The sequence below is a fragment of the Pantoea sp. X-Soil-YNGN-785 genome, assembly GCF_059730585.1.
On record NZ_AP035942.1, the window covers coordinates 1,534,035 to 1,557,027 of the forward strand.

24 protein-coding genes are annotated in these 22,993 nt (G+C 55.2%); 22 read left to right on the forward strand and 2 right to left on the reverse strand.

Annotation, left to right across the window (positions count from 1 at the left end; all coding sequences use genetic code 11):
* Positions 1 to 13: 13 nt before the first annotated feature.
* The 14 genes from yceD to ptsG all read left to right on the forward strand — a co-directional run bounded on the left by yceD (position 14) and on the right by ptsG (position 12,222).
* A complete protein-coding gene (gene yceD, locus AC6I8E_RS07125) occupies positions 14 to 535 on the forward strand; it encodes a 23S rRNA accumulation protein YceD (RefSeq protein ID WP_008925931.1) in 522 nt (173 codons plus the stop codon).
* 14 nt (positions 536 to 549) lie between these two features.
* Entirely contained in the window at positions 550 to 720 is a 171-nt protein-coding gene (rpmF, locus tag AC6I8E_RS07130; RefSeq protein WP_003849870.1) for a 50S ribosomal protein L32, read from the forward strand.
* A gap of 25 nt (positions 721 to 745) precedes the next feature.
* Complete coding sequence (gene plsX, locus AC6I8E_RS07135; protein ID WP_497824594.1) at positions 746 to 1,786, forward strand: phosphate acyltransferase PlsX; 1,041 nt, start codon at positions 746 to 748, stop codon at positions 1,784 to 1,786.
* Entirely contained in the window at positions 1,787 to 2,740 is a 954-nt protein-coding gene (locus tag AC6I8E_RS07140; protein ID WP_147788394.1) for a beta-ketoacyl-ACP synthase III, read from the forward strand. It begins immediately after the preceding gene.
* A gap of 16 nt (positions 2,741 to 2,756) precedes the next feature.
* A complete protein-coding gene (gene fabD / locus AC6I8E_RS07145) occupies positions 2,757 to 3,689 on the forward strand; it encodes an ACP S-malonyltransferase (protein WP_013357454.1) in 933 nt (310 codons plus the stop codon).
* 10 nt (positions 3,690 to 3,699) lie between these two features.
* A complete protein-coding gene (fabG, locus tag AC6I8E_RS07150) occupies positions 3,700 to 4,434 on the forward strand; it encodes a 3-oxoacyl-ACP reductase FabG (RefSeq protein WP_013357455.1) in 735 nt (244 codons plus the stop codon).
* Positions 4,435 to 4,588: 154 nt separating this feature from the next.
* Positions 4,589 to 4,825 carry an acyl carrier protein gene (acpP, locus tag AC6I8E_RS07155; RefSeq protein ID WP_003849865.1) on the forward strand — a complete coding sequence of 79 codons (237 nt, stop codon included), beginning with the start codon at positions 4,589 to 4,591 and terminating at the stop codon, positions 4,823 to 4,825.
* An 85-nt stretch (positions 4,826 to 4,910) separates the two neighbouring features.
* Positions 4,911 to 6,152, forward strand: a complete 1,242-nt coding sequence (fabF, locus tag AC6I8E_RS07160; RefSeq protein ID WP_033782642.1) for a beta-ketoacyl-ACP synthase II — start codon at positions 4,911 to 4,913, stop codon at positions 6,150 to 6,152.
* A 91-nt stretch (positions 6,153 to 6,243) separates the two neighbouring features.
* Complete coding sequence (gene pabC, locus AC6I8E_RS07165; protein WP_370426808.1) at positions 6,244 to 7,059, forward strand: aminodeoxychorismate lyase; 816 nt, start codon at positions 6,244 to 6,246, stop codon at positions 7,057 to 7,059.
* Positions 7,056 to 8,075 (forward strand): cell division protein YceG, encoded by a 1,020-nt coding sequence (gene yceG / locus AC6I8E_RS07170; RefSeq protein ID WP_370421518.1) that lies wholly within the window; start codon positions 7,056 to 7,058, stop codon positions 8,073 to 8,075. The genes pabC and yceG overlap by 4 nt, the downstream gene beginning before the upstream one ends.
* A complete protein-coding gene (gene tmk / locus AC6I8E_RS07175; RefSeq protein ID WP_497824595.1) occupies positions 8,065 to 8,697 on the forward strand; it encodes a dTMP kinase in 633 nt (210 codons plus the stop codon). Before yceG ends, tmk begins: the two co-directional genes overlap by 11 nt.
* Complete coding sequence (holB, locus tag AC6I8E_RS07180; protein ID WP_033782647.1) at positions 8,697 to 9,686, forward strand: DNA polymerase III subunit delta'; 990 nt, start codon at positions 8,697 to 8,699, stop codon at positions 9,684 to 9,686. The genes tmk and holB overlap by 1 nt, the downstream gene beginning before the upstream one ends.
* 18 nt (positions 9,687 to 9,704) lie before the next feature.
* Positions 9,705 to 10,496, forward strand: a complete 792-nt coding sequence (locus tag AC6I8E_RS07185; protein WP_497824596.1) for a metal-dependent hydrolase — start codon at positions 9,705 to 9,707, stop codon at positions 10,494 to 10,496.
* Between the two features lie 289 nt (positions 10,497 to 10,785).
* A complete protein-coding gene (gene ptsG, locus AC6I8E_RS07190) occupies positions 10,786 to 12,222 on the forward strand; it encodes a PTS glucose transporter subunit IIBC (RefSeq protein WP_095707379.1) in 1,437 nt (478 codons plus the stop codon).
* A 55-nt stretch (positions 12,223 to 12,277) separates the two neighbouring features.
* Here the strand turns inward: ptsG and bglB are convergent, their stop codons facing one another.
* Together bglB and AC6I8E_RS07200 are read right to left on the reverse strand one after the other, a co-directional pair.
* A complete protein-coding gene (gene bglB / locus AC6I8E_RS07195; RefSeq protein ID WP_013357463.1) occupies positions 12,278 to 13,417 on the reverse strand; it encodes a beta-galactosidase BglB in 1,140 nt (379 codons plus the stop codon).
* A gap of 3 nt (positions 13,418 to 13,420) precedes the next feature.
* On the reverse strand, positions 13,421 to 15,019 hold the full coding sequence (locus tag AC6I8E_RS07200) for an MFS transporter (protein WP_095707377.1): 1,599 nt from the start codon (positions 15,017 to 15,019) through the stop codon (positions 13,421 to 13,423).
* Between the two features lie 360 nt (positions 15,020 to 15,379).
* Here AC6I8E_RS07200 and hinT point away from each other — a divergent pair, with 360 nt between their 5' ends.
* The 8 genes from hinT (at position 15,380) to AC6I8E_RS07240 (ending at position 22,976) form a co-directional block, all read left to right on the forward strand.
* Complete coding sequence (gene hinT, locus AC6I8E_RS07205) at positions 15,380 to 15,730, forward strand: purine nucleoside phosphoramidase (protein ID WP_013357465.1); 351 nt, start codon at positions 15,380 to 15,382, stop codon at positions 15,728 to 15,730.
* 20 nt (positions 15,731 to 15,750) lie between these two features.
* Positions 15,751 to 16,119: a YcfL family putative periplasmic lipoprotein gene (locus tag AC6I8E_RS07210; protein WP_033732268.1), complete on the forward strand. Its 369-nt coding sequence runs from the start codon at positions 15,751 to 15,753 to the stop codon at positions 16,117 to 16,119.
* A gap of 11 nt (positions 16,120 to 16,130) precedes the next feature.
* Positions 16,131 to 16,730 carry a penicillin-binding protein activator LpoB gene (gene lpoB / locus AC6I8E_RS07215; RefSeq protein WP_033782651.1) on the forward strand — a complete coding sequence of 200 codons (600 nt, stop codon included), beginning with the start codon at positions 16,131 to 16,133 and terminating at the stop codon, positions 16,728 to 16,730.
* A 16-nt stretch (positions 16,731 to 16,746) separates the two neighbouring features.
* Entirely contained in the window at positions 16,747 to 17,529 is a 783-nt protein-coding gene (gene thiK, locus AC6I8E_RS07220; RefSeq protein WP_497824691.1) for a thiamine kinase, read from the forward strand.
* A 39-nt stretch (positions 17,530 to 17,568) separates the two neighbouring features.
* Positions 17,569 to 18,609: a beta-N-acetylhexosaminidase gene (gene nagZ / locus AC6I8E_RS07225; protein ID WP_497824597.1), complete on the forward strand. Its 1,041-nt coding sequence runs from the start codon at positions 17,569 to 17,571 to the stop codon at positions 18,607 to 18,609.
* A 40-nt stretch (positions 18,610 to 18,649) separates the two neighbouring features.
* Complete coding sequence (gene ycfP / locus AC6I8E_RS07230; RefSeq protein WP_497824598.1) at positions 18,650 to 19,192, forward strand: alpha/beta hydrolase YcfP; 543 nt, start codon at positions 18,650 to 18,652, stop codon at positions 19,190 to 19,192.
* 212 nt (positions 19,193 to 19,404) lie between these two features.
* Complete coding sequence (locus tag AC6I8E_RS07235; protein ID WP_013357471.1) at positions 19,405 to 20,709, forward strand: NAD(P)/FAD-dependent oxidoreductase; 1,305 nt, start codon at positions 19,405 to 19,407, stop codon at positions 20,707 to 20,709.
* Between the two features lie 548 nt (positions 20,710 to 21,257).
* Positions 21,258 to 22,976, forward strand: coding sequence for a ShlB/FhaC/HecB family hemolysin secretion/activation protein (locus AC6I8E_RS07240; RefSeq protein WP_497824599.1), 1,719 nt, complete (start codon positions 21,258 to 21,260; stop codon positions 22,974 to 22,976).
* Positions 22,977 to 22,993 lie beyond the last annotated feature (17 nt).

Sequence of the window (22,993 nt, forward strand, 5' to 3'; positions counted from 1 at the left end):
ATATGCGCGCCCTATGCAAAAGGTAAAATTACCCCTAACGCTGGACCCTGTCCGCACCGCTCAGAAGCGCCTTGATTATCAGGGTGTCTACACATCTGTTCAGGTGGAGCGTGTGGCCGAGTCGGTCGTTAGTGTGGACAGTGATGTGGATTGTGCCATGTCGTTTGCGGTTGATAACCAACGTCTGGCGGTACTGACGGGTACTGCTGAAGTTCAGGTGACGTTACGTTGTCAGCGCTGCAACCAGACCTTTCCCCATCACGTAAAAGTGAGTTATTGCTTCAGCCCTGTCTCTTCTGAAGAGCAGGCCGAAGCATTACCGGAAGCGTACGAGCCGGTCGATGTCAACGAGTTTGGTGAAATCGATCTGCTGGCGGTTGTCGAGGATGAACTGATTCTCGCGCTGCCGGTCGTTCCGGTGCACGATTCTGAACACTGTGAAGTGTCCGAGGCGGACATGGTCTTTGGCAAACTGCCTGCAGAGGCGGAGAAACCAAATCCATTTGCCGTATTAGCCAGTTTAAAGCGTAAGTAATAGGAGTAAGGTCCATGGCCGTACAACAGAATAAACCCACCCGTTCTAAGCGTGGTATGCGTCGTTCACACGATGCGCTGACCACTGCTGCTCTGTCAGTAGATAAAGTTTCTGGCGAAACTCATCTGCGTCACCACATCACTGCGGACGGTTACTACCGCGGTCGCAAGGTTATCGTTAAGTAAGTTTCTTGCTTAGCAAGGCGATACCTTGACACGTTTGACCCTGGCGATTGATGCCATGGGCGGGGACTTCGGTCCCTGCGTGACAGTGCCTGCAGCATTGCAGGCACTGGCCTCTCATTCGGAACTATTCCTTCTTCTGGTCGGACATCCCGACACTCTCACGCCATTGCTTGCCAAAGCGGATTCCTTCCTGACGGGGCGTTTGCAGGTGATCCCTGCCGAATCGGTTATTGCAAGTGATGCGCGGCCCGCTCAGGCCATCCGGAACAGTCGCGGCAGTTCAATGCGCGTGGCACTGGAGATGGTGAAAGAGGGACGTGCAGAGGCCTGCATCAGCGCCGGCAATACCGGTGCGCTGATGGGGCTGTCGACACTCTTATTAAAACCGCTGGATGGAATTAAGCGTCCGGCGCTGATGTCCGTTTTACCGCATCAGCAACAGGGTAAAACCGTGGTGCTGGATCTGGGTGCGAATGTGGGCTCAGACAGTGCGATGCTGGTGCAGTTTGCTGTGATGGGGTCGGTGATGGCTGAGCATGTGCTTGGTATTCCACGGCCCCGTGTCGCGTTGCTCAACATTGGTCATGAAGAGACCAAAGGGCTGGAAACCATCCGCGATGCCGCAGTAGTGCTGCGAGAATCACCGCAAATCAACTATATTGGTTACCTCGAAGGTAACGAGCTGCTCACCGGCAAAACGGATGTAATGGTCTGTGACGGTTTTGTCGGAAACGTCACGCTGAAGACGATGGAAGGCGTGGTAAGAATGTTTCTTTCTCTGCTGAAGTCATCAGGGGAAGGTAAAAAACGGTCATGGTGGCTTCAGTTGCTGGGGCGCTTAATCCAGAAACGTCTGGCGAAACGCTTCGGGCAACTCAACCCTGACCAGTACAATGGCGCTTGTCTGTTAGGATTGCGCGGAACAGTGATCAAGAGTCACGGCGCAGCAAATCAACACGCCTTCGCCGTGGCGATAGAACAGGCAGAGCAGGCGGTGAGGCAGCAAATTCCCGAGCGAATTGCTGCGCGCCTTGATGCTGTATTAGCCAGGAGTGACAAAGCCTAGATGTATACCAAAATTATCGGTACGGGCAGTTATCTGCCCAACCAGGTTCGCACCAATGCCGATCTGGAAAAAATGGTGGAGACGTCGGACGAGTGGATTGTTACCCGTACCGGCATCCGTGAGCGTCGCATTGCTGCGCCTGACGAAACCGTCGCCACCATGGGATTCAGCGCGGCGCAACGCGCGCTTGAAATGGCAGGCATTGAGGCGAACGATGTTGGGCTGATTATTGTCGCCACAACCTCGTCCAGCCATGCTTTCCCCAGCTCCGCCTGCATGATCCAGCAAATGCTGGAGATTAAAGATTGCGCGGCATTTGACCTTGCTGCCGCCTGTGCGGGTTTCACCTATGCACTGAGCGTAGCCGATCAATACATCAAAAATGGCGCAGTTAAGCATGCTCTGGTTATCGGCGCTGATGTCCTGGCGCGCGCGCTGGATCCGGAAGATCGCGGCACCATCATCCTGTTTGGTGATGGCGCGGGTGCGGTCGTGCTGGGCCAGAGTGAAGAGCAGGGGATTATCTCTACTCACCTTCATGCTGATGGTCGCTATGCGCAGCTTCTGACGCTGCCTTATCAGGATCGTGCCCATCAGGATCAGCCCGCCTATGTCACCATGGCAGGTAACGAAGTCTTCAAGGTCGCCGTCACCGAACTGGCCCACATCGTTGATGAAACGCTGCAGGCTAATAATCTCGATCGTGAAATGCTGGACTGGCTGGTTCCGCATCAGGCGAACCTGCGCATTATCAGCGCTACCGCGAAAAAACTCGGTATGACCATGGACAAAGTGGTCGTCACACTGGATCGCCATGGCAATACCTCTGCTGCATCGGTGCCAAGCGCACTGGATGAAGCGGTTCGTGATGGCCGCATCAAACCCGGACACCTTATTCTGCTGGAAGCCTTTGGTGGTGGATTCACCTGGGGTTCTGCGCTGGTTCGCTTTTGATTGACAGGAACAGAAGATGACGCAATTTGCATTTGTTTTTCCAGGTCAGGGTTCACAGACCGTGGGCATGCTGACTGAATTAGCAGCAACCTATCCGCTGGTAGAAGAGACCTTCCGTGAAGCCTCTGACGCGCTGGGTTATGACCTGTGGCAGTTAGTGAGTCAGGGTCCGGCTGAAGAGCTGAACAAAACCTGGCAGACTCAGCCTGCGCTGTTAGCTGCCTCTGTGGCCATCTACCGTGTCTGGCAGCAGCAGGGCGGTGAACAGCCTGTCCTGATGGCCGGTCACAGCCTGGGCGAATATTCGGCGCTGGTTTGTGCGGGTGTGCTTAACTTTGCTGACGCAGTGAAGCTGGTAGAACTGCGTGGCAAACTGATGCAGGAAGCGGTGCCAGAAGGCACCGGCGCAATGCAGGCGATTATTGGCCTGGATGACGCGGCTATTCGCAAAGCCTGTGAAGAGAGCGCGCAGGGCCAGGTTGTCTCACCGGTTAACTTCAACTCGCCAGGCCAGGTGGTTATTGCGGGTAACAAAGAAGCCGTTGAGCGTGCAGGCGCTGCCTGTAAAGCTGCGGGCGCTAAGCGTGCCCTGCCACTGCCGGTCAGCGTGCCTTCTCACTGTGCACTGATGAAGCCTGCCGCTGATAAACTGGCGGTTGCGCTGGAGAGCATTACGTTTAATGCACCAGCGGTGCCGGTGATCAATAACGTCGATGTGAAAGCGGAAACTGACGCTGCGGCCATCCGTCATGCGCTGGTTCGTCAGCTCTACAGCCCGGTTCGCTGGACCGAGAGCGTGGAAGCGATGGCGGCACAGGGCGTGACACAGCTGCTGGAGATGGGTCCAGGTAAAGTCCTGACCGGTCTGACCAAACGTATTGTCGATACCCTGACAGCGGCTGCCGTTAACGATACGGCATCCCTGGCGGCTGCACTCGGTAAGGAATAAGAGGAAAATCATGAGCTTTGAAGGTAAAGTTGCGCTGGTTACCGGCGCGAGTCGCGGCATTGGTCGTGCGATTGCAGAAACCCTGGCGGCACGTGGTGCCAAAGTGGTAGGAACTGCAACCAGCCAGAGTGGCGCCGACGCCATCAGTGCTTACCTTGGCGACAAGGGTAAAGGCCTGTTACTGAACGTGACTGACGCTGATTCAATTAACAGCGTTTTAGAGAATATTCGCGCTGAATTTGGCGAAGTGGATATTTTAGTCAATAATGCAGGCATTACGCGTGATAATCTTCTCATGCGCATGAAGGACGATGAGTGGCAGGATATCCTGGATACTAACCTCACATCGGTATTCCGCCTTTCTAAGGCGGTCCTGCGTGCCATGATGAAAAAACGCGTGGGCCGTATCATCACCATTGGTTCCGTTGTTGGCACCATGGGTAACGCGGGCCAGGCAAACTACGCAGCAGCAAAAGCGGGTTTGATTGGCTTTAGCAAATCACTGGCGCGCGAAATCGCGTCACGTGGCATTACCGTCAACGTCGTGGCTCCAGGCTTTATTGAGACTGACATGACGCGGGCACTGAACGAAGATCAACGTTCCGGTATTTTGGCGGAAGTCCCTGCGGGTCGCTTAGGCGACGCACAGGAAATCGCCAATGCTGTGGCATTTTTAGCCTCTGACGAAGCAGCCTACATCACAGGTGAAACGCTGCACGTCAATGGCGGAATGTACATGGTCTGATAAATCACGAAATCATTTGCTTTATTTGCGGTTAAAACCGCAAAATAACGCAAAATCGTGGTTCGACCAGCCGGGATTTTGTTGCATCTTTTTCACCATTTTATACACTACGAAAACCATCGCGTAAGCGAGTTTTGATAGGAAATTAAATAGTATGAGCGATATCGAACAACGCGTTAAGAAAATCATCAGTGAGCAGCTGGGTGTGAAAGAGGAAGAAGTCACCAACTCTGCATCTTTCGTAGAAGACCTGGGTGCCGATTCTCTTGATACCGTTGAGCTGGTGATGGCTCTGGAAGAAGAGTTTGATACTGAGATTCCAGACGAAGAAGCTGAGAAAATCACTACCGTTCAGGCAGCGATCGACTACATCAATAGCCATAAAGGCTAATGAATATCTTCAGGCGGTCGCTCGACCGCCTGATTTTTTTGTTTGTCCCACATAGTTCCCTATTTCCCCTCCCTGGAGGACGAACGTGTCTAAGCGTCGTGTAGTTGTGACTGGTCTTGGCATGTTGTCTCCTGTCGGCAATACCGTAGAGTCTACCTGGAGTGCTCTCCTTGCCGGTCAGAGCGGCATTACCCTGATCGACCATTTTGATACCAGTGCTTATGCAACCCGTTTTGCAGGTCTGGTAAGAGATTTTAATTGTGATGACTACATCTCGCGCAAAGATCAGCGCAAGATGGATGCCTTCATCCAGTACGGCATTGTGGCCGGTATGCAGGCCATGCAGGACAGCGGTCTGGTTATTACCGATGAAAATGCAAGCCGTATGGGCGCAGCAATTGGCTCCGGCATCGGTGGCTTAGGTCTGATTGAAGAGAATCATACCTCACTGGTCAACGGCGGCCCGCGTAAAATCAGCCCATTCTTTGTGCCTTCAACCATCGTTAACATGGTGGCGGGTCATCTCAGCATCATGTATGGCCTGAAAGGTCCAAGCATCTCTATCGCGACAGCCTGTACCTCTGGTGTGCATAACATCGGTCATGCCGCACGTATCATCGCCTATAACGATGCTGACGTGATGCTGGCGGGTGGCACAGAGAAAGCCAGCACGCCATTAGGCGTCGGTGGTTTTGGTGCAGCACGCGCCCTCTCAACCCGTAACGACAACCCGCAAGCGGCCAGCCGCCCGTGGGATAAAGATCGTGATGGTTTTGTGCTGGGTGACGGCGCTGGCATTGTGGTGCTCGAAGAGTACGAACATGCGAAGAAACGTGGTGCGAAAATCTACGCAGAAATCGTAGGTTTCGGTATGAGCAGCGATGCCTACCACATGACGTCACCACCAGAAGATGGTTCGGGTGCAGCGGCGGCAATGATCAATGCGCTGCGTGATGCTCAGCTTACGCCAGAGCAGATCGGCTATGTCAACGCACACGGCACCTCCACGCCAGCCGGTGATAAAGCTGAAGCGCAGGCGGTGAAATCGGTCTTTGGGGCAGCAGCCAGCAGCGTCATGGTCAGCTCAACCAAATCAATGACCGGACACTTACTGGGTGCCGCAGGTGCGGTAGAATCGATTTACTCGATTCTGGCACTGCGCGACCAGGCCGTTCCACCGACCATTAACCTGGACAATCCGGATGAGGGCTGCGATCTCGACTTCGTGCCGCACACCGCGCGTCAGGTTCCTGGACTGGAGTACACGCTGTGTAACTCCTTTGGTTTCGGCGGAACCAACGGTTCGTTGATCTTCCGTAAAGTGTAATCGTTGCAGATTGCTAAAAAGGCCCGCGATGCGGGCCTTTTTTTATCCTGCAAAATGCGCTGAAATCACGTCTCACGCTCAGGAGAGAATGATGTGGATTAACGGAGTCAAACAATCGACGCTGGCTGCCAGCGACCGCGGCATGCAGTTCGGCGATGGCTGCTTTACCACCGCCGCCGTCCTTCAGGGTAAAATCCTGCTGCTGGAGAGCCATCTGCTGCGCCTTAAAGCAGGCTGCGAGCGGTTATGGATCGGCGGCGTCGACTGGGATCAGCTGGAGGCTGAGATGAGACAGGCCGCACAGGAGCAGGCGCAGGCAGTGCTGAAAGTCATCATCAGCGCGGGCAGCGGCGGACGGGGTTATAGCCGGCTGGGCTGTGGTGAACCCACGCGCATCGTCTCATTAGCGCCCTGGCCGCAACACTACGCCGGGTTACAGCAGCATGGTGCTTCACTCCGGCTGAGTCCGGTTCGTCTGGCGCGAAACCCGCAGTTTGCCGGTATCAAGCACCTTAACCGTCTGGAGCAGGTGATGATTCGGGCTCATCTTGACCAGACAGACGCTGACGAGGCGCTGGTGCTTGACACTGAAGGTTGGGTGGTGGAATGCTGTGCGGCCAATTTATTCTGGCGGCAGGGCGGACAAATTTTTACGCCCGATGTATCCGCGTCAGGCGTGGACGGCATTATGCGGCGAAGTCTGATGGCGCAACTTGCAGCAGCAGGTCACGCTTGTCAGGTGATAAAAAGCGAACCGGCACAGCTGCTGGATGCTGATGAAGTGGTGATATGTAACGCGCTGATGCCGGTTCTGCCGGTCCGACAGATAGAAGCCGTACAGTTTACTGAGCGCTCGCTGTTTAATCAGTTGCACGCTAGCTGTAAAAAGATAATGGATGCATCATGATTCGAAGCAAAAAAATTCTCGTCAGCCTGCTGGCGATTGTGGGTCTCGCGGCTGTGCTGAGTTACTGGCAGGTTAAGCAGTTTGCGGCCACCCCGTTGACCATTAATCAGGAAACTATCTACACATTGCCAGCCGGTACAGGCCGGGTCGCACTCCAGGCGCAGCTGGAAGAGAAAAACATCATTCCGCGCAGTATCTGGTTTGGCGCGCTGCTGCGTCTGGAGCCGGAGCTGGCGACCTTTAAGGCGGGCACCTATCGCCTTGAACCGACCATGACCGTGCGCGCGCTGTTACAGCTGCTGGCCAGTGGTAAAGAGGCGCAGTTCCCTGTGCGGTTTGTGGAGGGGCAGAGGCTGAAAGAGTGGCTCAGCGAGCTGCGTAAAGCGCCCTATATCCGCCACACTCTGAAAGATGATCAGTTCGCCACCCTTGCCAGCGCACTCAACGTGGAGCCAGAGCAACTGGAGGGCAACTTCTTTCCGGACACGTATCTCTACACCGCCAACACGACTGATATGGCGCTGCTGCAACGTGCGCATGCTCGGATGAAGAAAACCATCGATGAGGTGTGGCAGGGACGGGCGGATAATCTGCCTTACAAAACGCCACAAGATCTGGTGACCATGGCCTCGATCATCGAGAAAGAGACCGGCGTCAGCGAAGAGCGCGCGCGCGTGGCCTCGGTGTTTATTAATCGCCTGCGCACAGGTATGCGTTTGCAGACCGATCCCACGGTGATCTATGGCATGGGTGACAGCTATAACGGTACACTGACCCGCAAAGATCTTGAGACGGCCAGCGCGTACAATACCTATATTATTAATGGCCTGCCGCCTGGACCGATCGCGATGCCGGGCAAAGCCTCATTGCAGGCAGCGGCCCATCCCGAGAAAACGAACTATCTCTACTTTGTTGCAGACGGCAAGGGCGGACATACGTTTACCACCAACCTCGCCAGCCATAACAAGGCGGTGCAGGTCTACCGGCAGACGCTGAAGGAAAAAAATGAACAGTAAGTTTATCGTCATTGAAGGCCTGGAAGGCGCCGGAAAAACCACCGCGCGCGACGCCATTGTCGCTACACTGCATGCCCGTGGTATCAGTGATCTGGTCTTTACCCGCGAGCCTGGCGGTACGCCGCTGGCAGAACAGCTTCGGGTTTTGGTTAAGCAGGGTATTGAAGGTGAGCAGGTGACGGATAAAGCCGAACTGCTGATGCTCTATGCCGCACGGGTTCAGCTGGTAGAGACCGTAATCAAACCGGCGCTGGCTCGCGGTGCCTGGGTAATCGGCGATCGTCACGATCTCTCCTCGCAGGCTTATCAGGGTGGCGGTCGGGGTCTTGACAGCGGACTGATGCAGACGCTGCGCGATGCGGTATTAGGCGATTTTCGTCCCGATCTGACGCTCTATCTTGATGTCACGCCTGAGATCGGTCTGCAGCGCGCCCGTGCGCGCGGTGAGCTGGATCGTATTGAGCAGGAGTCGCTGCGCTTCTTTGAACGTACCCGAGCGCGCTATCTGGCCCTTGCTGCAGAAGATCCCACTATCCTGATCATCGACGCCACTCAGTCGCTGACCGAGGTGACAGCGTCACTTCAGCTGGCGCTGGAGAGCTGGCTGGCGGAGCAGGCGTGATGAACTGGTATCCGTGGCTGAATCAGCCTTATCGCCAGGTGATTGGCCAGCATCAGGAAAATCGCGCCCATCATGCGCTGTTGATCCAGGCGATGGCTGGCATGGGCGATGACGCGCTGGTCTGGGGGATGAGCCGCTGGCTGATGTGCCAGCAGCCGGATGGACTGAAAAGTTGCGGAGCGTGCCACGGTTGCCAGCTGATGCAGGCTAATACTCACCCTGACTGGTATCGGTTAGAGGCGGAGAAGGGCAAAAGTACCCTGGGCATCGATGCGGTGCGGCAGGTGACAGAAAAAATGTATCACTTTGGCCAGCAGGGCGGCGCGAAAGTGGTCTGGCTGCCGGATGCTGCACAGCTTTCGGAAGCGGCCGCTAACGCCCTGCTGAAAACGCTGGAAGAGCCGCCAGCCAACAGCTGGTTCTTCCTCAGCAGCCGCGATCCGTCACGTCTGCTGGCCACACTGCGCAGTCGCTGCATGACGCTGCATCTGACGCCACCCGATGAAGGACAAAGCCTGCTCTGGCTGAAGAAGCAGTCCTCGCATGATGAACAGATGCTGCTGGCGGCGCTACGCCTGAGCGCAGGCGCGCCGGGCGCGGCGCTGAGCCTGCTGGAAAACGGGCCGTGGCAGGCGCGCCAAAAGCTCTGCGATGCGCTGCCCGCGGCATTGCAGCAGGACATCCTGCAACTGTTACCTGCGCTGAATGCTGACGATGCGGCAGCACGTATCGGCTGGCTGCTCTCTTTACTGCTGGATGCGATGAAATGGCAGCAAAATGCAGGTCAGTGGCTGAGTAATATTGACCGCCAGGATGTGGTGCAGTTGCTGGCCGGATACTTTTCAGCCAGCGCACTCAACAGCAGTACCCTGGCATGGATGCGCTGTCGCGAGCAGTTACTGCATGTGGCGTCAGTGAATCGCGAATTATTGCTGACCGATCAGCTTCTGAGCTGGGCGGACCAACAGAAGCCTGCGCTGGTCGGCTAAACCTATCTGAGAGTAATTATGTTTATTGTGGATTCCCATTGCCATCTCGATGGCCTGGATTATGAAAAGAACCATCGTGACCTTGATGATGTGATCGCTAAAGCGGCGGCACGTGATGTGAAATTTATGCTGGCTATCGCCACTACGCTGCCGGGTTTCCATACCCTGAAGAGCCTGGTCGGCGAGCGGAAAAATATTGCGCTCTCCTGCGGCGTGCATCCGCTGAATCAGGAAGAGGCTTATGACGTTGAAGAGTTTCGCCGGCTCTCTGCCGATCCTCAGGTGGTAGCGCTCGGTGAAACCGGGCTGGATTATCACTATCAGCCAGAGACCAAAGATCAGCAGCAGCGCTCATTCCGGGAACATATCCGAACCGGGATCGCGCTGAATAAGCCGATCATCGTCCACACCCGTGATGCGCGCGAAGATACGCTGGCGATTCTGCGTGAAGAGCAGGTTCAGCGCTGCGGCGGCGTGCTGCACTGTTTCACTGAGGATCAGCCCACCGCCGCTAAGCTGCTCGATATGGGCTTTTATATCTCCTTTTCCGGGATCGTCACCTTCCGTAATGCTGAACAGCTACGCGAAGCTGCGCGTTATGTGCCGCTGGACCGGATGCTGGTGGAAACGGATTCACCTTATCTGGCACCCGTGCCGTATCGTGGCAAAGAGAATCAGCCTGCTTATACGCGCGATGTTGCCGATTACCTGGCGGTACTGAAAGGTGTCGATGTGGAAACGCTGGCTGCCGCCACCACGCAAAATTTCTCAACGCTGTTCCATATCCCGATGAGCCAGCTCGGCGCCTGATCGGCTTTTATTTCAGCCTCTGTAATTAATCTGTAACCTGCCTATATGACCCTGTTTTTTCAGACAGGGTCAGCTTTTTATCGTCAATTACCGATGCACGTCAGTGAGAAATTTCGTAAAGTGCGCCCCTGTGATTGTCGAAACGTGATAGCCATCAAAGTAACAAAAGGGGATTTATTTTACCCTTCGTAATAAATCAAAAGGCGGTCACCGCCAGCCCGGCAAAGAATCCTCCCTCTTTGCCACGCGCACTGCGCAAATATGCACTCATACTCAGGAGCTTCACGCTATGTTCAAAAATGCTTTTGCCAACCTTCAAAAGGTCGGTAAATCGCTGATGCTGCCGGTATCGGTTCTGCCGATTGCCGGTATTTTGTTAGGGGTCGGTTCAGCCAATTTCAGCTGGTTACCTGCAGTGGTTTCGCATGTAATGGCGGAAGCGGGTGGATCGGTGTTCGCCAACATGCCGCTGATTTTTGCTATCGGTGTGGCGCTGGGCTTTACCAATAACGATGGCGTTTCGGCGCTGGCAGCAGTTGTTGCCTATGGCATCATGGTGAAAACCCTGGCGGTGGTTGCGCCGCTGGTGCTGCATATGCCTGCGGCAGAGATCGAGGCTAAACACCTCGCCGACACCGGGGTACTGGGCGGTATTATCGCGGGTTCCATCGCCGCCTATATGTTTAACCGCTTCTATCGCATTAAACTGCCGGAATATCTGGGTTTCTTTGCCGGTAAACGTTTTGTGCCGATTATTTCCGGTCTGGCCGCTATCATTCTCGGCGTGCTGCTCTCCTTTATCTGGCCACCGATTGGTTCCGCGATTCAGGAATTCTCGCAGTGGGCGGCCTATCAGAACCCGGTTGTCGCCTTTGGTATTTATGGCGTAATCGAACGCGCACTGGTGCCGTTTGGTCTGCATCATATCTGGAACGTTCCTTTCCAGATGCAGATTGGTGAATACACCAATGCGGCAGGTCAGGTGTTCCACGGTGATATCCCACGCTATATGGCGGGTGACCCGACCGCAGGTAAACTCTCAGGCGGCTTCCTGTTCAAAATGTACGGTCTGCCAGCGGCAGCGATTGCTATCTGGCATTCAGCGAAGCCTGAAAATCGCGCTAAAGTGGGGGGGATTATGATCTCCGCCGCGCTGACCGCATTCCTGACCGGTATCACCGAACCGATTGAATTCTCATTCATGTTCGTCGCACCGATCCTGTATGTGATCCATGCGCTGCTGGCAGGTCTGGCATTCCCAATCTGTATCCTGCTCGGTATGCGTGATGGCACCAGTTTCTCACACGGTCTTATCGACTTTATCGTGCTGAGCGGCAACAGCAGCAAAATCTGGCTGTTCCCGATTATCGGTATCATCTACGGCCTGATTTACTACACCATATTCCGCGTGCTGATCGCCAAACTGGATCTGAAAACGCCTGGCCGTGAAGAGAGCAGCAACAGCGAGCAATCTACCGCGACCGGTACAGAGATGGCGGGCAAACTGGTGGCGGCGTTTGGTGGTAAAGAGAACATCACTAACCTGGATGCCTGTATCACCCGTTTACGCGTCAGCGTCGCTGATGTGGCTAAAGTGGATCAGACTGAACTGAAAAACCTCGGCGCCCGTGGCGTGGTGGTAGCCGGTTCCGGTGTGCAGGCAATTTTCGGGACTAAATCCGATAACCTGAAAACCGATATGGATGATTACATCCGCAGCATGTAATGATTCAGCGAAATGAAAAAGCCCCGCTAAGCGGGGCTTTTTTTTGGGGCGCGTGTTACAGGTAAACGCGCAAGTACTCAGTCAGGCAGAGCAGGGCCATCGCCTGACCGTAAGGCATTGAGGTGAGAGGAACAGTGCGGTAGTAGTCCAGGTCACTGCCCATCGCGGTTCCAAAGGAAACCTGTTTCAGCTCGCCATCGTCATCGATATTCGCAATCACGCCGCGCAGCGCTTTTTCTGCTACCTCCAGATACTCCGCGGGGAGATAGCGCTTGCGAACCCCTTTCAGAATGCCATAGGCAAATCCTGCCGTGGCAGAGGCTTCCGGGTAGCTGTTCGGGTCATCAAGCAGAGTGTGCCACAAGCCGCTGCTGTGCTGACAGGCCTTAAGCGCTTTGACCTGGGTCTCCAGAACCTGCTGCAGGAAGCGGCGGGTCGCGTGATGCTCAGGCCAGTTCATCATCTCCAGGAAGTCAGGAATCACAATCGTCACCCAGCTGTTGCCACGCGCCCAGCGTGCATCAGCAAAGTTATGGCGACCGTCGAAGTTCCAGCCGTGAAACCATAAGCCGGTTTCACGATCCATCAGATACTGGGTGTGCAGCAGGAACTGATAGCTCGCTTCTTCAACCCACTCATCGCGTTTCAGCAACTGGCCGATTTTGGCCAGCGCCATGACGCTCATCATCAGCGTATCGTCCCAGAGCTGCTGGGTGTTTTCATTGTTATAGACGATGTGCTGCAGGCCGCCCTGTTCGGTGCGCGGCATTTCATACATGACCCACTCAGCCCAGCGCTCAAGTACCGGCACCCAGGCCGGGTTACCGGTCTCTTCATAACGGTAAGCCAGCGTCAGAAAAGGACAAACGGTATTCACATTTTTGGTCGGCGTTCCTTCCGCCAGACGCTCAGTGAACCATTCATCAATGATCGCCAGCGTCTGCTGGTCGCCGGTTTGCTGATAGTAGTGCAACATGCCATACAGACCGATGCCATGTGTCCATTCCCAACCCGCCCAGCCTTTGGTATCAATCACCCGGCCATCGTCCAGCCGCAATAAAAATTCGCCTGTCTCATCGGTGATGTTAACCAGATTTTGTGTCAGCTTTTGAATCAGCTGTACCAGTTCGCTGCGTGGCAGCAGATGCTCAGGTTGGCACAATAATTTGCTGTGTTTAACGGGAAATACAGTCATGGTTTATTCCTGTCGTTTTAAGGTCGAGTTTATAGAAGGGTGTAAAGAGGGATGCGCGGACAATTTTTCCGGCGCTGGCTTATTCCGGTTAAGGAAGCCAATGTTATTGTTGCCCCACAGATTTTCGTAAGGCATGCCAGCCAGTGTTTCAACTATCCCGCGTGCTTCCGGGGTGATGCTTTCCGGCACGATGCGGTCCGCTTCACGCATTTTCAGCGTTTCCTGGCGCAGGACAGTATGGGTCTGCAGATTAAGTTTAAAGCGCAGTGACACGATAAAGCCGCAGGCCAGAACGGCCACTGTACCGATACTCAGGATCGCCAGGATGGTGTGGCTGACGCCGGGTACCTGGGTTGCCTGGCCAGAGACAAAACCAGAGAGCTGCAGCACGATACCGACCAGCATGACGGCACCCGCCTGAGACGCTTTACGCGTCAGGGTCATAATGCCGGCAAAAATGCCTTCACGGCGCTGACCCGTGATGGCCTCATCGACATCCGCGATATAGGTGTAGGTGTTCCATGGCACATAGTTAATGCCGCCACGTCCCAGACCTGCCAGGGCAGAGATCACTAACAGCAGTGACATGTTGTCGTTCATGCCGGCATACCACAATCCGGCATAGGAGAGCGACGCCAGGCCAAACAGGATGGCCACCAGACGGTAGGCAGGTGCAGGCCCCATGCGGATACAGAGCGGGATCATCGCCATCACAGCAATAAACTGCAGCACTGCCATGGTGCCCATCAGGCTGGAGGCAACCTGAGCACTCTGCATCAGCACAAACACCACATACCAGGTAAAGACGGCATTAAACACATCCTGGGCGATATAGCCGCCGAGGTACATGCCAAGGTGCTGGCGGAAGATGCGAATACGTAAAGTTGAGGCCAGCTCAACATAGAGCCGTTTAAGGTTCTGCATCAGCGTCAGCTGCTGTTTTTCCTGCTCAGCACGCCGCGACTCGGCAGAGAAATCATCCGGGTGACGTTCCCAGGTAAAGCACCACACCAGCGTCAGCACCAGTGCGCAGATTACCGAGAACACCAGGCTGGCGTAGAAAAAGGAGTCGGGATTATCTTTGCCCAGCATACCCAGTAAAATGCCGGGTAAAAATGCGGCCAGAATGGCTGAGAGCTGCGCCAGACCAATACGCGCGCCGGAGAACCGGGTTTTCTGTTTGAAATCGTCAGTCATTTCCGGGACCAGCGTTTCATAAGGTACCAGGATCATGGTATAGACGATATCAAACAGCAGGTAAGTGCAGAGATACCACCAGAAGCTCATGTCGCTGACCCACATCAGGCTATAACTGAATACACAGGGTATGCCTAACAGGATAAAGAATTTGCGGCGGCCAAAGCGTTTGCCCAGCCAGGTTGAGCCAAAGTTGTCGGTAATAAAGCCCATGAGCGGGCTGACCACGGCATCCAGCACGCGAGCGGTAGCAAAGATTAAGGTGGCCTGAATCGGGGTTAATCCACAGAAGGTGGTATAAAAATAGAGCAACCAGGCGGCTGTGAGCGCCGTGGTGCCTGCTCCGAGAAAATCTCCGGAACCATAGGCCAGATAGTGGCCAAGACCAATTTTACGTGAGCGCATGGCTAATGCTCCTTGATGTTATATGGCGGTATATCCCTGGTGACGCCGGACTTCTCACCCGGACTGGTTAGCAAAGTAGAGCTGACCGGGCGGCTAAACCTTCGCAATTTGGCTAACGCCTGGGCTGAAGTGGCAGCCATATAAAGAAAAGGGTGGCGAAATTCTAATTTATAAAACAGCGTTTCATTTTGCTGGTATGGCAGGCAGCTTGCGAGCATCTGGAATGCTGTTCAGGTGACAGAGGAGAGGAGCTGCTGCAAAGGCAGGCGAACAATGCAAGAAAAGTGGTACTGAGGTTGAAAGAAAACAAATTTCTCCCGCATACTGATTGATTACGACTCAGGCTCAAGGAATTGCACCATGGCTGAAGAAACCATTTTTAGTAAAATTATCCGCCGCGAAATCCCCGCTGATGTGGTTTATCAGGATGAACTGGTTACGGCTTTCCGCGACATTTCGCCTAAAGCACCGACCCATATTTTAATCGTGCCAAATGTGCTGATCCCAACGGTCAACGAGGCGGAAGCGGCCCATGAGCATGCGCTGGGACGTATGTTTACCACCGCAGCGAAAATCGCCCGTCAGGAAGGGATCGATCAGAATGGTTATCGGCTGATTGTGAATTGCAATCAACATGGTGGTCAGGAGGTCTATCACATCCATATGCATCTGCTGGGCGGCGAACCGCTGGGCCCGATGCTCTCAGACTGACCTGATAACGGAAAAAAGCTATGCGATCCTGGCTGACTGGCCTGCCGATCCTGCTCTGCCTGACGGCCTGCAGCAGTGAAAAACCGATGATCAATACTTCACAATCGCTGGTGATGGAGTCTTCTGTGCTGTCAGCAGGGATCATTACCGATGAACCGACGCTGGATGAGAACGATGGACTGAAACGAGCCACCAGCGTGCTCTATAATCAGCGCGAAACACCGGTCGTTGTGCACTATCGTTATTACTGGTATGACGACAAAGGTCTGGAAATCACCCCGCAGGAACCGGCGCAGACCGTTACCGTTCCGGCGCAGGGCAGTATTGTCGCCACCTCGCAGCTGGGTAACCTGACTGCCAGCAAGGTTCGTCTTTATCTCTATCTTTAAGGATTTTCTACGTGATACGCAGTGTTAATCGTACCGGAGCGCTCCTGATGGCGCTCATTCTGACCGGCTGTGTAGTGAAACAGCAGCAGCCCGCCACGGTTGAACCGACCCAGCCAGCCGAGCCGGTGCAGCCTGTTCCGCAACCTGAGCCGGTGCCACAACCGCAGCCTCAGCCTGTGCCACAGCCACCGAAGCTGGTCACTATCAACTGGGATGCCAGCGTACAGCCGCTGGTGGCGCAGATGTTGCAGGCCGCCAGCGCCGAGCCGGGTAGCGTGTTGCTGGTCGACCGCATCAAAAACAGCACCAATGGCGCGCTGCAAAGCGAGAAAGCAACAGCGGCTATCCAGAATGCGCTGAACAACAATGGCAAATTCACGCTGGTTTCTGCCGATCAGTTGGCGCAGGCCAAGCAGACGCTGGGATTATCGCCGGAGGACAGCCTGAACTCGCGCAGCAAAGCGATTGGTCTGGCACGCAACGTTAATGCCCAGTATGTGCTCTACAGTAACGCACGCGGCGATGTTAAAGCGCCAGCTCTGCAGATGCAGCTGATGCTGGTTCAGACTGGTGAGATCATCTGGTCCGGCAACGGCATTGCACAGAATTAATCCCGTCTTTCAGCGGATAATTCAGCAGGCGACCGGCGAGCCAGGAAAGGTATCAACTATCCCGCTGGCCGGTCTGACCGGTCACAGTCAGAAGATTGTCAGCTCGCGCGGTACCTTCATCGCGCGGGCTGCGCCACAACCGGCAATTCCATTTGTGGATCGCCAGCGCGAATTCCGGCTGTTGCGAAAAATGCGAGCCAGCGGACTGGCACCGCAGCCCGTTGCTGGTCATCGTCAGGGCATTGTGCTGACCTGGTGCGCAGGCGACGCGCTGGATGAACAACGCTTCATCCAGCAGCGTCCGCAGATTGTGGCACTGCTGCGGCAGCTGCATCAGCAGCCGTTAACCGGCTATCGTCTGCAGTTGTTGCCGCTGTTATGGCGCTACTGGCAGCTCTCGCCACAGCGGCATCACCGCTGGCTGCGGGCGCTCAGACGTCTGACGCAGCAGGGCGAACCTCAGCCATTAAGGCTGGCACCGCTGCACATGGATCTGCATGCCGGAAATGTCATACAGAGCCCGGAGGGCCTGCGTCTGATCGACTGGGAATATGCCGCTGATGGCGATGTGGCGCTGGAGCTGGCGGCCGTCTGTGCCAGCGATCCGCCGCATCAGATCGACTGGCTGGCAGAGTACGCCGCAGCGATGCAGCTGCCGCTTCCGGTGCTGGTGCAGCAGGTCAGACGCTGGCAACCGTGGCTGCGTCTGCTGATGGCCAGCTGGTATCAGCTGCGTGCCGGTCAGGGTGACGACGACACATTACACCAGCTGGCCCGACAGAGCTGGGAACAGATTTAATCGCGTTATGCAGGTGCGTAACGCTACAGGATTCAGGTTATGAGATCACATTTACCCGGCCCGCTGATGCTCGACGTTGAGGGTTATGAACTGGATGGCGAAGAGCGCGAGATCCTTAAGCATCCACTGGTAGGCGGCTTAATTTTATTTGCCCGAAACTATCACGACCCGGCCCAGCTGGCAGAGCTGGTGCGGCAGATCCGCGCGGCCTCTCACGCCCGGCTGGTGATTGCGGTGGACCAGGAGGGCGGTCGCGTGCAGCGTTTCCGTGACGGCTTTACCCAACTGCCCGCCATGCAATCTTTTGCGGCGCTTCACGATGCAGAAACCGCCGGTGAAATGGCGCAGCAGGCGGGCTGGCAGATGGCAGCCGAGATGATTGCCATGGATATCGATATCAGCTTCGCGCCGGTGCTCGACATTGGTCATATCAGTGCTGCGATTGGCGATCGTTCTTTCCATGCCGATCCGTCCATCGCGCTTGCTGTTGCCCGCCGCTTTATTGCGGGGATGCATGAGGCAGGCATGAAAACGACCGGCAAACATTTTCCGGGACATGGCGCGGTCAGCGCTGATTCGCATAAAGAGACGCCACGCGATCCACGCGATGAAAAGACGCTGCGTGAGCACGACATGGCGATTTTCAGCAAGCTGATTACCGAGCAGGCACTGGATGCGATTATGCCTGCACATGTTATCTACACTGACGTTGATCCGCTGCCCGCCAGTGGTTCGCCCTACTGGCTCAAAACCGTGCTGCGTGAGCAACTGGGCTTCGACGGTGTGATTTTCTCCGACGATCTCTCAATGGAGGGCGCCGCCGTGATGGGCAGCTATCCTGAGCGGGCGCAGCAGTCTCTTTCTGCCGGTTGTGACATGATTCTGGTCTGCAATCAGCGTCAGGGTGCCATTAGCGTGCTGGATAACCTGATCCCGGTCGGGTCAGAGCGGATTACGCAGCTGTATCATCAGGGCAGGTTCACCCGCGATGAGCTGCAGGCAACGCATCGCTGGAAAAACAATGCCCAGCAACTGAGTGCACTTCAGGAACGCTGGCTGGCTCACAAAGCGTCGTGGTAAGCAGTGACTGCCCGGCGCTATCACTAACCTGAGGATTATCATGATCATCTATCTGCACGGTTTTGATTCCAGTAGTCCGGGCAATCACGAAAAGGTGCTGCAACTGCAATTTATCGATCCTGATGTCAGGTTGCTCAGTTACAGCACCCTCCATCCTAAACATGACATGCAGTTTCTGTTGAAAGAGACCGATAAAATGCTGACGCTCTCCGACGACAATCGTGCGCTGATTTGCGGCGTCGGGCTGGGCGGCTTCTGGTCAGAGCGCATCGGTTTTCTGTGTGGTATCCGGCAGGCAATCTTCAATCCCAACCTCTTTCCGCAGGAGAACATGGAAGGGAAGATTGACCGGCCAGAAGAGTATCAGGACATCGCCACCAAGTGCGTCAGCGATTTTCGCGAACGCAATCGTGACCGCTGTCTGACCTTTCTCTCCCGTCAGGATGAGGCGCTGGACAGCCAGCGCACCGCCGGGCAGCTGCATCCCTTCTATGAAATTGTCTGGGACGAGACAGAAGGGCATAAATTCAAAAACATATCCCCACATCTTCAGCGGATAAAAGCTTTCAAAACATTAGGTTAAGCAGGACAGGCACCGCAAGGTGCCTGTTTTCATTACGTAATTATCCGAGTTTTATTTCCCCGCTTTGATGTATATCAATATTCTTATGTTCTCCTCTTCCCGCCATGCTATTCTGCGAGCAGATAGCGATTTTAACTTCGCCAACCCTATGTTTCTTAAGGTTTAATTTAACCTTTGGTTAACTTTTGGTTCACAATTTGAGGGGGTCTTTGTTGACTACGTCTGTTAAGAGAATTGTTATTGTCGGAGGGGGAGCGGGCGGCCTTGAAATGGCGACGCAGCTGGGTCATAAACTGGGTCGTAAAAAGAAGGCCGAGATTATCCTGGTGGATCGTAACCACAGCCATCTGTGGAAGCCGTTGCTGCACGAAGTTGCTACCGGTTCGATGGATGAAGGCATTGATGCGCTGAGCTATCTTGCTCATGCCCGCAATCACGGTTTCGAGTTCCAGTTGGGTTCGCTTACCGACATCGATCGCAGCCGCAAAGTGATCCGTCTGGCCGAAGTGCTGAACGCACAGGGCGAAGTGCTGGTGCCACAGCGTGAAGTGGCCTATGACCAGCTGGTGATGGCGCTGGGCAGCACCTCAAATGATTTCGGCACGCCGGGCGTCAAAGATCACTGCATCTTCCTGGACAATCCGCATCAGGCACGCCGTTTCCACAACGAAATGCTCAACCTGTTCCTGAAATTCTCTGCCAGCGAAGGTAAGGTCGAGAAAGTTAACATCGCCATCGTGGGCGGCGGTGCAACGGGCGTTGAGCTGTCAGCGGAGCTGCACAATGCGGTCAAACAGCTGCACAGTTACGGTTTTAAAGGGCTGGGACGCGAAGCGCTGAACGTAACGCTGGTCGAAGCGGGCGAACGTATTCTGCCTGCACTGCCACCGCGCATCTCTGCTGCAGCGCATCAGGAGCTGACCAAACTGGGCGTGCGCGTTCTGACACAGACCATGGTTACCAGCGCTGAGCAGAATGGCCTGAATACCAAAGGCGGTGAGTTTATTGAAGCCGATCTGATGGTCTGGGCGGCGGGCATCAAAGCGCCGGACTTCCTGAAAGAGATTGGCGGACTGGAAACCAACCGCATCAATCAGCTGGTGGTAAAAGAGACGCTGCAGACTACGCTGGATGATGACATCTACGCCATTGGCGACTGCGCCTCCTGCGCATTGCCGGGCGGCGGCTTTGTGCCGCCTCGTGCCCAGTCAGCGCACCAGATGGCCTCACGCGCAATGGACAACATCCTGGCGCAGCGCCACGGCAAACCGCTGAAGGCTTATGTCTACAAAGATCATGGTTCGCTGGTGTCGCTCTCCCGCTTCAGTACGGTCGGCAGCCTGATGGGCAACCTGATGCGCGGTTCAATGATGGTGGAAGGGCGCATTGCGCGCTTTGTCTACATCTCTCTTTATCGTATGCACCAGATCGCACTGCACGGCTATTTCAAAACCGGCCTGATGATGCTGGTCGGCAGCATCAACCGGGTTATCCGCCCGCGGCTTAAGCTGCACTAAGCAACTGCGCTTAATCTGGTAAAGGCTGAGCCTCCTCCATTCTGAGGGGGCTTTTTTATGCCCTGAAAAGTGGCTGAAACCGATTCCTGCAGCAGAAAAAGACCTTCATCTCGCCAGCATTAATACATTGATTAACACGGCTTAATGAATTGCCTGTAGCGATCGCCCGCTGACAGGGAAGGGGGACTGGAATTACGTGCCATCTTAAATAAGAGGTAAGTCCGGGTGGTCAGATTTAATCGTGGACCCTCTTTCCAGCGTGTCCGACATCCATTTAAGTCGGAACATCCGGGCTGCAGATTTTACCCAGCTTGCTGCGTCGACGATTCAACACGAGCTGATGCACGGCTGAACAGGCTTCTGTCCCTGCTATGAGCGGATTTCTGGTCAGGGATGGTACGTTTTTAAATGGGGCGTGCAGTTTGCTATTGTAAGTTTTATGTAAGTTTTTCTGCATTTTTTCTTGAGGTTTAAGATTGCGGCGGCATAATGCGCGCAGAGTAAGCAGCTATATACATTTTGTAATATCTTAACCACATGGACAGGTTATGCGGCCCGATAAAAATGGACTTCTCGCAGCGCTGGCACTTCTGCCCGGTGCGCTGTTGATCAACGCCCTGGCAGTGCACACGGTGCAGGCGGCACCCGGTGATGAGCAATTGCAGCATCAGCAGGCGCAACAGAAAGCGCGTCAGCAGCGGCTGATGCCGCAGGTGCCTGATGTGCGTCTCTCAGAAACGGTTCCGTCACCTTCCCGTCTTAAGTTTCCGCAGGAAACCCCCTGTTTTGTTATTCAGAAGGTCAGCCTGTCCGGGCAGGATGCGCTGCCGCACTGGGTGCCTCTGCAACGTCTCGCCAGTCAGGCTAATGGTCACTGTCTCGGCGTAAAAGGGATTAGCCAGTTAATGGGCACGCTGCAAAACCGGCTGATTAATCACGGCTGGGTGACAACGCGCGTACTGGCTCCGCAGCAGGATCTGCGTCAGGGCGTGTTGCAGCTGCTGATTGTGCCCGGCCGGATCCGTAATGTGGAACTGTCACCCGCCTCATCACGCTACGTCAGCCTGTGGCCGACATTACCCGCTCATGCCGGCAATCTGCTGGATTTGCGGGATATTGAACAGGGGCTGGAGAACCTGCAGCGTCTGCCGACGGTAGAGGCGCACATGGCGCTGCGCCCTGGCCTCAATCCGGGTGAAAGTGACATTGTGATTGAACGCACGCAGCATCGTTTCTGGCGACTCGGCGCATGGCTGGATGACTCGGGCACCGAAAGTACCGGGCGTTACCAGAGCGGGATCATGCTGGCGCTGGATAATCCCACCTCCCTCAGCGATCTCTTCTACCTGACCGCCAGCCGCGACCTGGGATTTGCGGGCAGAAAAAGCAGCAAAAGTCTGTCAGGACACTACTCGGTACCTCTGGGCTACTGGCTGTTTGGCGTTACCGCCAGCGACTACGATTATCATCAGACGGTTGCCGGTTACAGCCGCGACTTTCTCTACGCCGGTAAGAGCCGATCGCTGGATGTTCAGGCCAGTCGGGTGATCTACCGCAATGCGACCGCCAGAACCACCGTCAGCGCTGATGTGCTGGTCAAAGCGTCACGCAACTTCATCAACGACACCGAAATTACCAGCCAGCAGCGCCGTACCAGCGCATGGCGACTCGGCCTGTCGCACCGGCACTATATCGGCGCCGCCACGCTGGACGCCGGTGTCAGTTATCAGCGCGGCACGCGCTGGTTCGGCGCGCTGCCCGCCTGGGAGGAGTCATATCAGGATTCCACCTATGCCACCGCGTTATCAAAAATTCTGACCTGGCAGGCGGGACTCACCACGCCGTTCGCACTGGGTAATCAGCATTTAAGTTACAACATCCAATATCGTCGCCAGATGAGCAACACCCCACTGACAGCGCAGGATGAGTTCGCGATTGGCAACCGCTGGACCGTGCGCGGTTTTGATGGTGAACGCACCCTGAGTGCCAGCCGGGGCTGGACCGTTCAGAACACGCTGGCCTGGCAGACACCGCTGCCTGCGCAGGAACTCTACCTGGGTGCCGACTATGGCGAGGTAGGGGGCAACAGTGCCTCACAGGGTGGGCCACTGGGACGTCATCTGGCGGGTGGCGTCATCGGGCTGCGCGGCGGCATCACGCCCGCCGGTGTCAGTTACGACTTGTTTGCCGGAATGCCTCTGTCGAAACCGGACGGCTTCAAAACCGATCCTGTAACGTTTGGTTTCAGCGTGAACTGGAACTACTAAATCCTTTATCAATATTG

Coding starts and splice junctions, on each gene's coding strand:
- yceD (WP_008925931.1), top strand. CDS start 14: ATGCAAAAGGTAAAATTACCCCTAACGCTGGACCCTGTCCGCACCGCT.
- rpmF (WP_003849870.1), top strand. CDS start 550: ATGGCCGTACAACAGAATAAACCCACCCGTTCTAAGCGTGGTATGCGT.
- AC6I8E_RS07140 (WP_147788394.1), top strand. CDS start 1,787: ATGTATACCAAAATTATCGGTACGGGCAGTTATCTGCCCAACCAGGTT.
- fabD (WP_013357454.1), top strand. CDS start 2,757: ATGACGCAATTTGCATTTGTTTTTCCAGGTCAGGGTTCACAGACCGTG.
- fabG (WP_013357455.1), top strand. CDS start 3,700: ATGAGCTTTGAAGGTAAAGTTGCGCTGGTTACCGGCGCGAGTCGCGGC.
- acpP (WP_003849865.1), top strand. CDS start 4,589: ATGAGCGATATCGAACAACGCGTTAAGAAAATCATCAGTGAGCAGCTG.
- pabC (WP_370426808.1), top strand. CDS start 6,244: ATGTGGATTAACGGAGTCAAACAATCGACGCTGGCTGCCAGCGACCGC.
- yceG (WP_370421518.1), top strand. CDS start 7,056: ATGATTCGAAGCAAAAAAATTCTCGTCAGCCTGCTGGCGATTGTGGGT.
- tmk (WP_497824595.1), top strand. CDS start 8,065: ATGAACAGTAAGTTTATCGTCATTGAAGGCCTGGAAGGCGCCGGAAAA.
- holB (WP_033782647.1), top strand. CDS start 8,697: ATGAACTGGTATCCGTGGCTGAATCAGCCTTATCGCCAGGTGATTGGC.
- AC6I8E_RS07185 (WP_497824596.1), top strand. CDS start 9,705: ATGTTTATTGTGGATTCCCATTGCCATCTCGATGGCCTGGATTATGAA.
- ptsG (WP_095707379.1), top strand. CDS start 10,786: ATGTTCAAAAATGCTTTTGCCAACCTTCAAAAGGTCGGTAAATCGCTG.
- bglB (WP_013357463.1), bottom strand. CDS start 13,417: ATGACTGTATTTCCCGTTAAACACAGCAAATTATTGTGCCAACCTGAG.
- AC6I8E_RS07200 (WP_095707377.1), bottom strand. CDS start 15,019: ATGCGCTCACGTAAAATTGGTCTTGGCCACTATCTGGCCTATGGTTCC.
- hinT (WP_013357465.1), top strand. CDS start 15,380: ATGGCTGAAGAAACCATTTTTAGTAAAATTATCCGCCGCGAAATCCCC.
- AC6I8E_RS07210 (WP_033732268.1), top strand. CDS start 15,751: ATGCGATCCTGGCTGACTGGCCTGCCGATCCTGCTCTGCCTGACGGCC.
- nagZ (WP_497824597.1), top strand. CDS start 17,569: ATGAGATCACATTTACCCGGCCCGCTGATGCTCGACGTTGAGGGTTAT.
- ycfP (WP_497824598.1), top strand. CDS start 18,650: ATGATCATCTATCTGCACGGTTTTGATTCCAGTAGTCCGGGCAATCAC.
- AC6I8E_RS07240 (WP_497824599.1), top strand. CDS start 21,258: ATGCGGCCCGATAAAAATGGACTTCTCGCAGCGCTGGCACTTCTGCCC.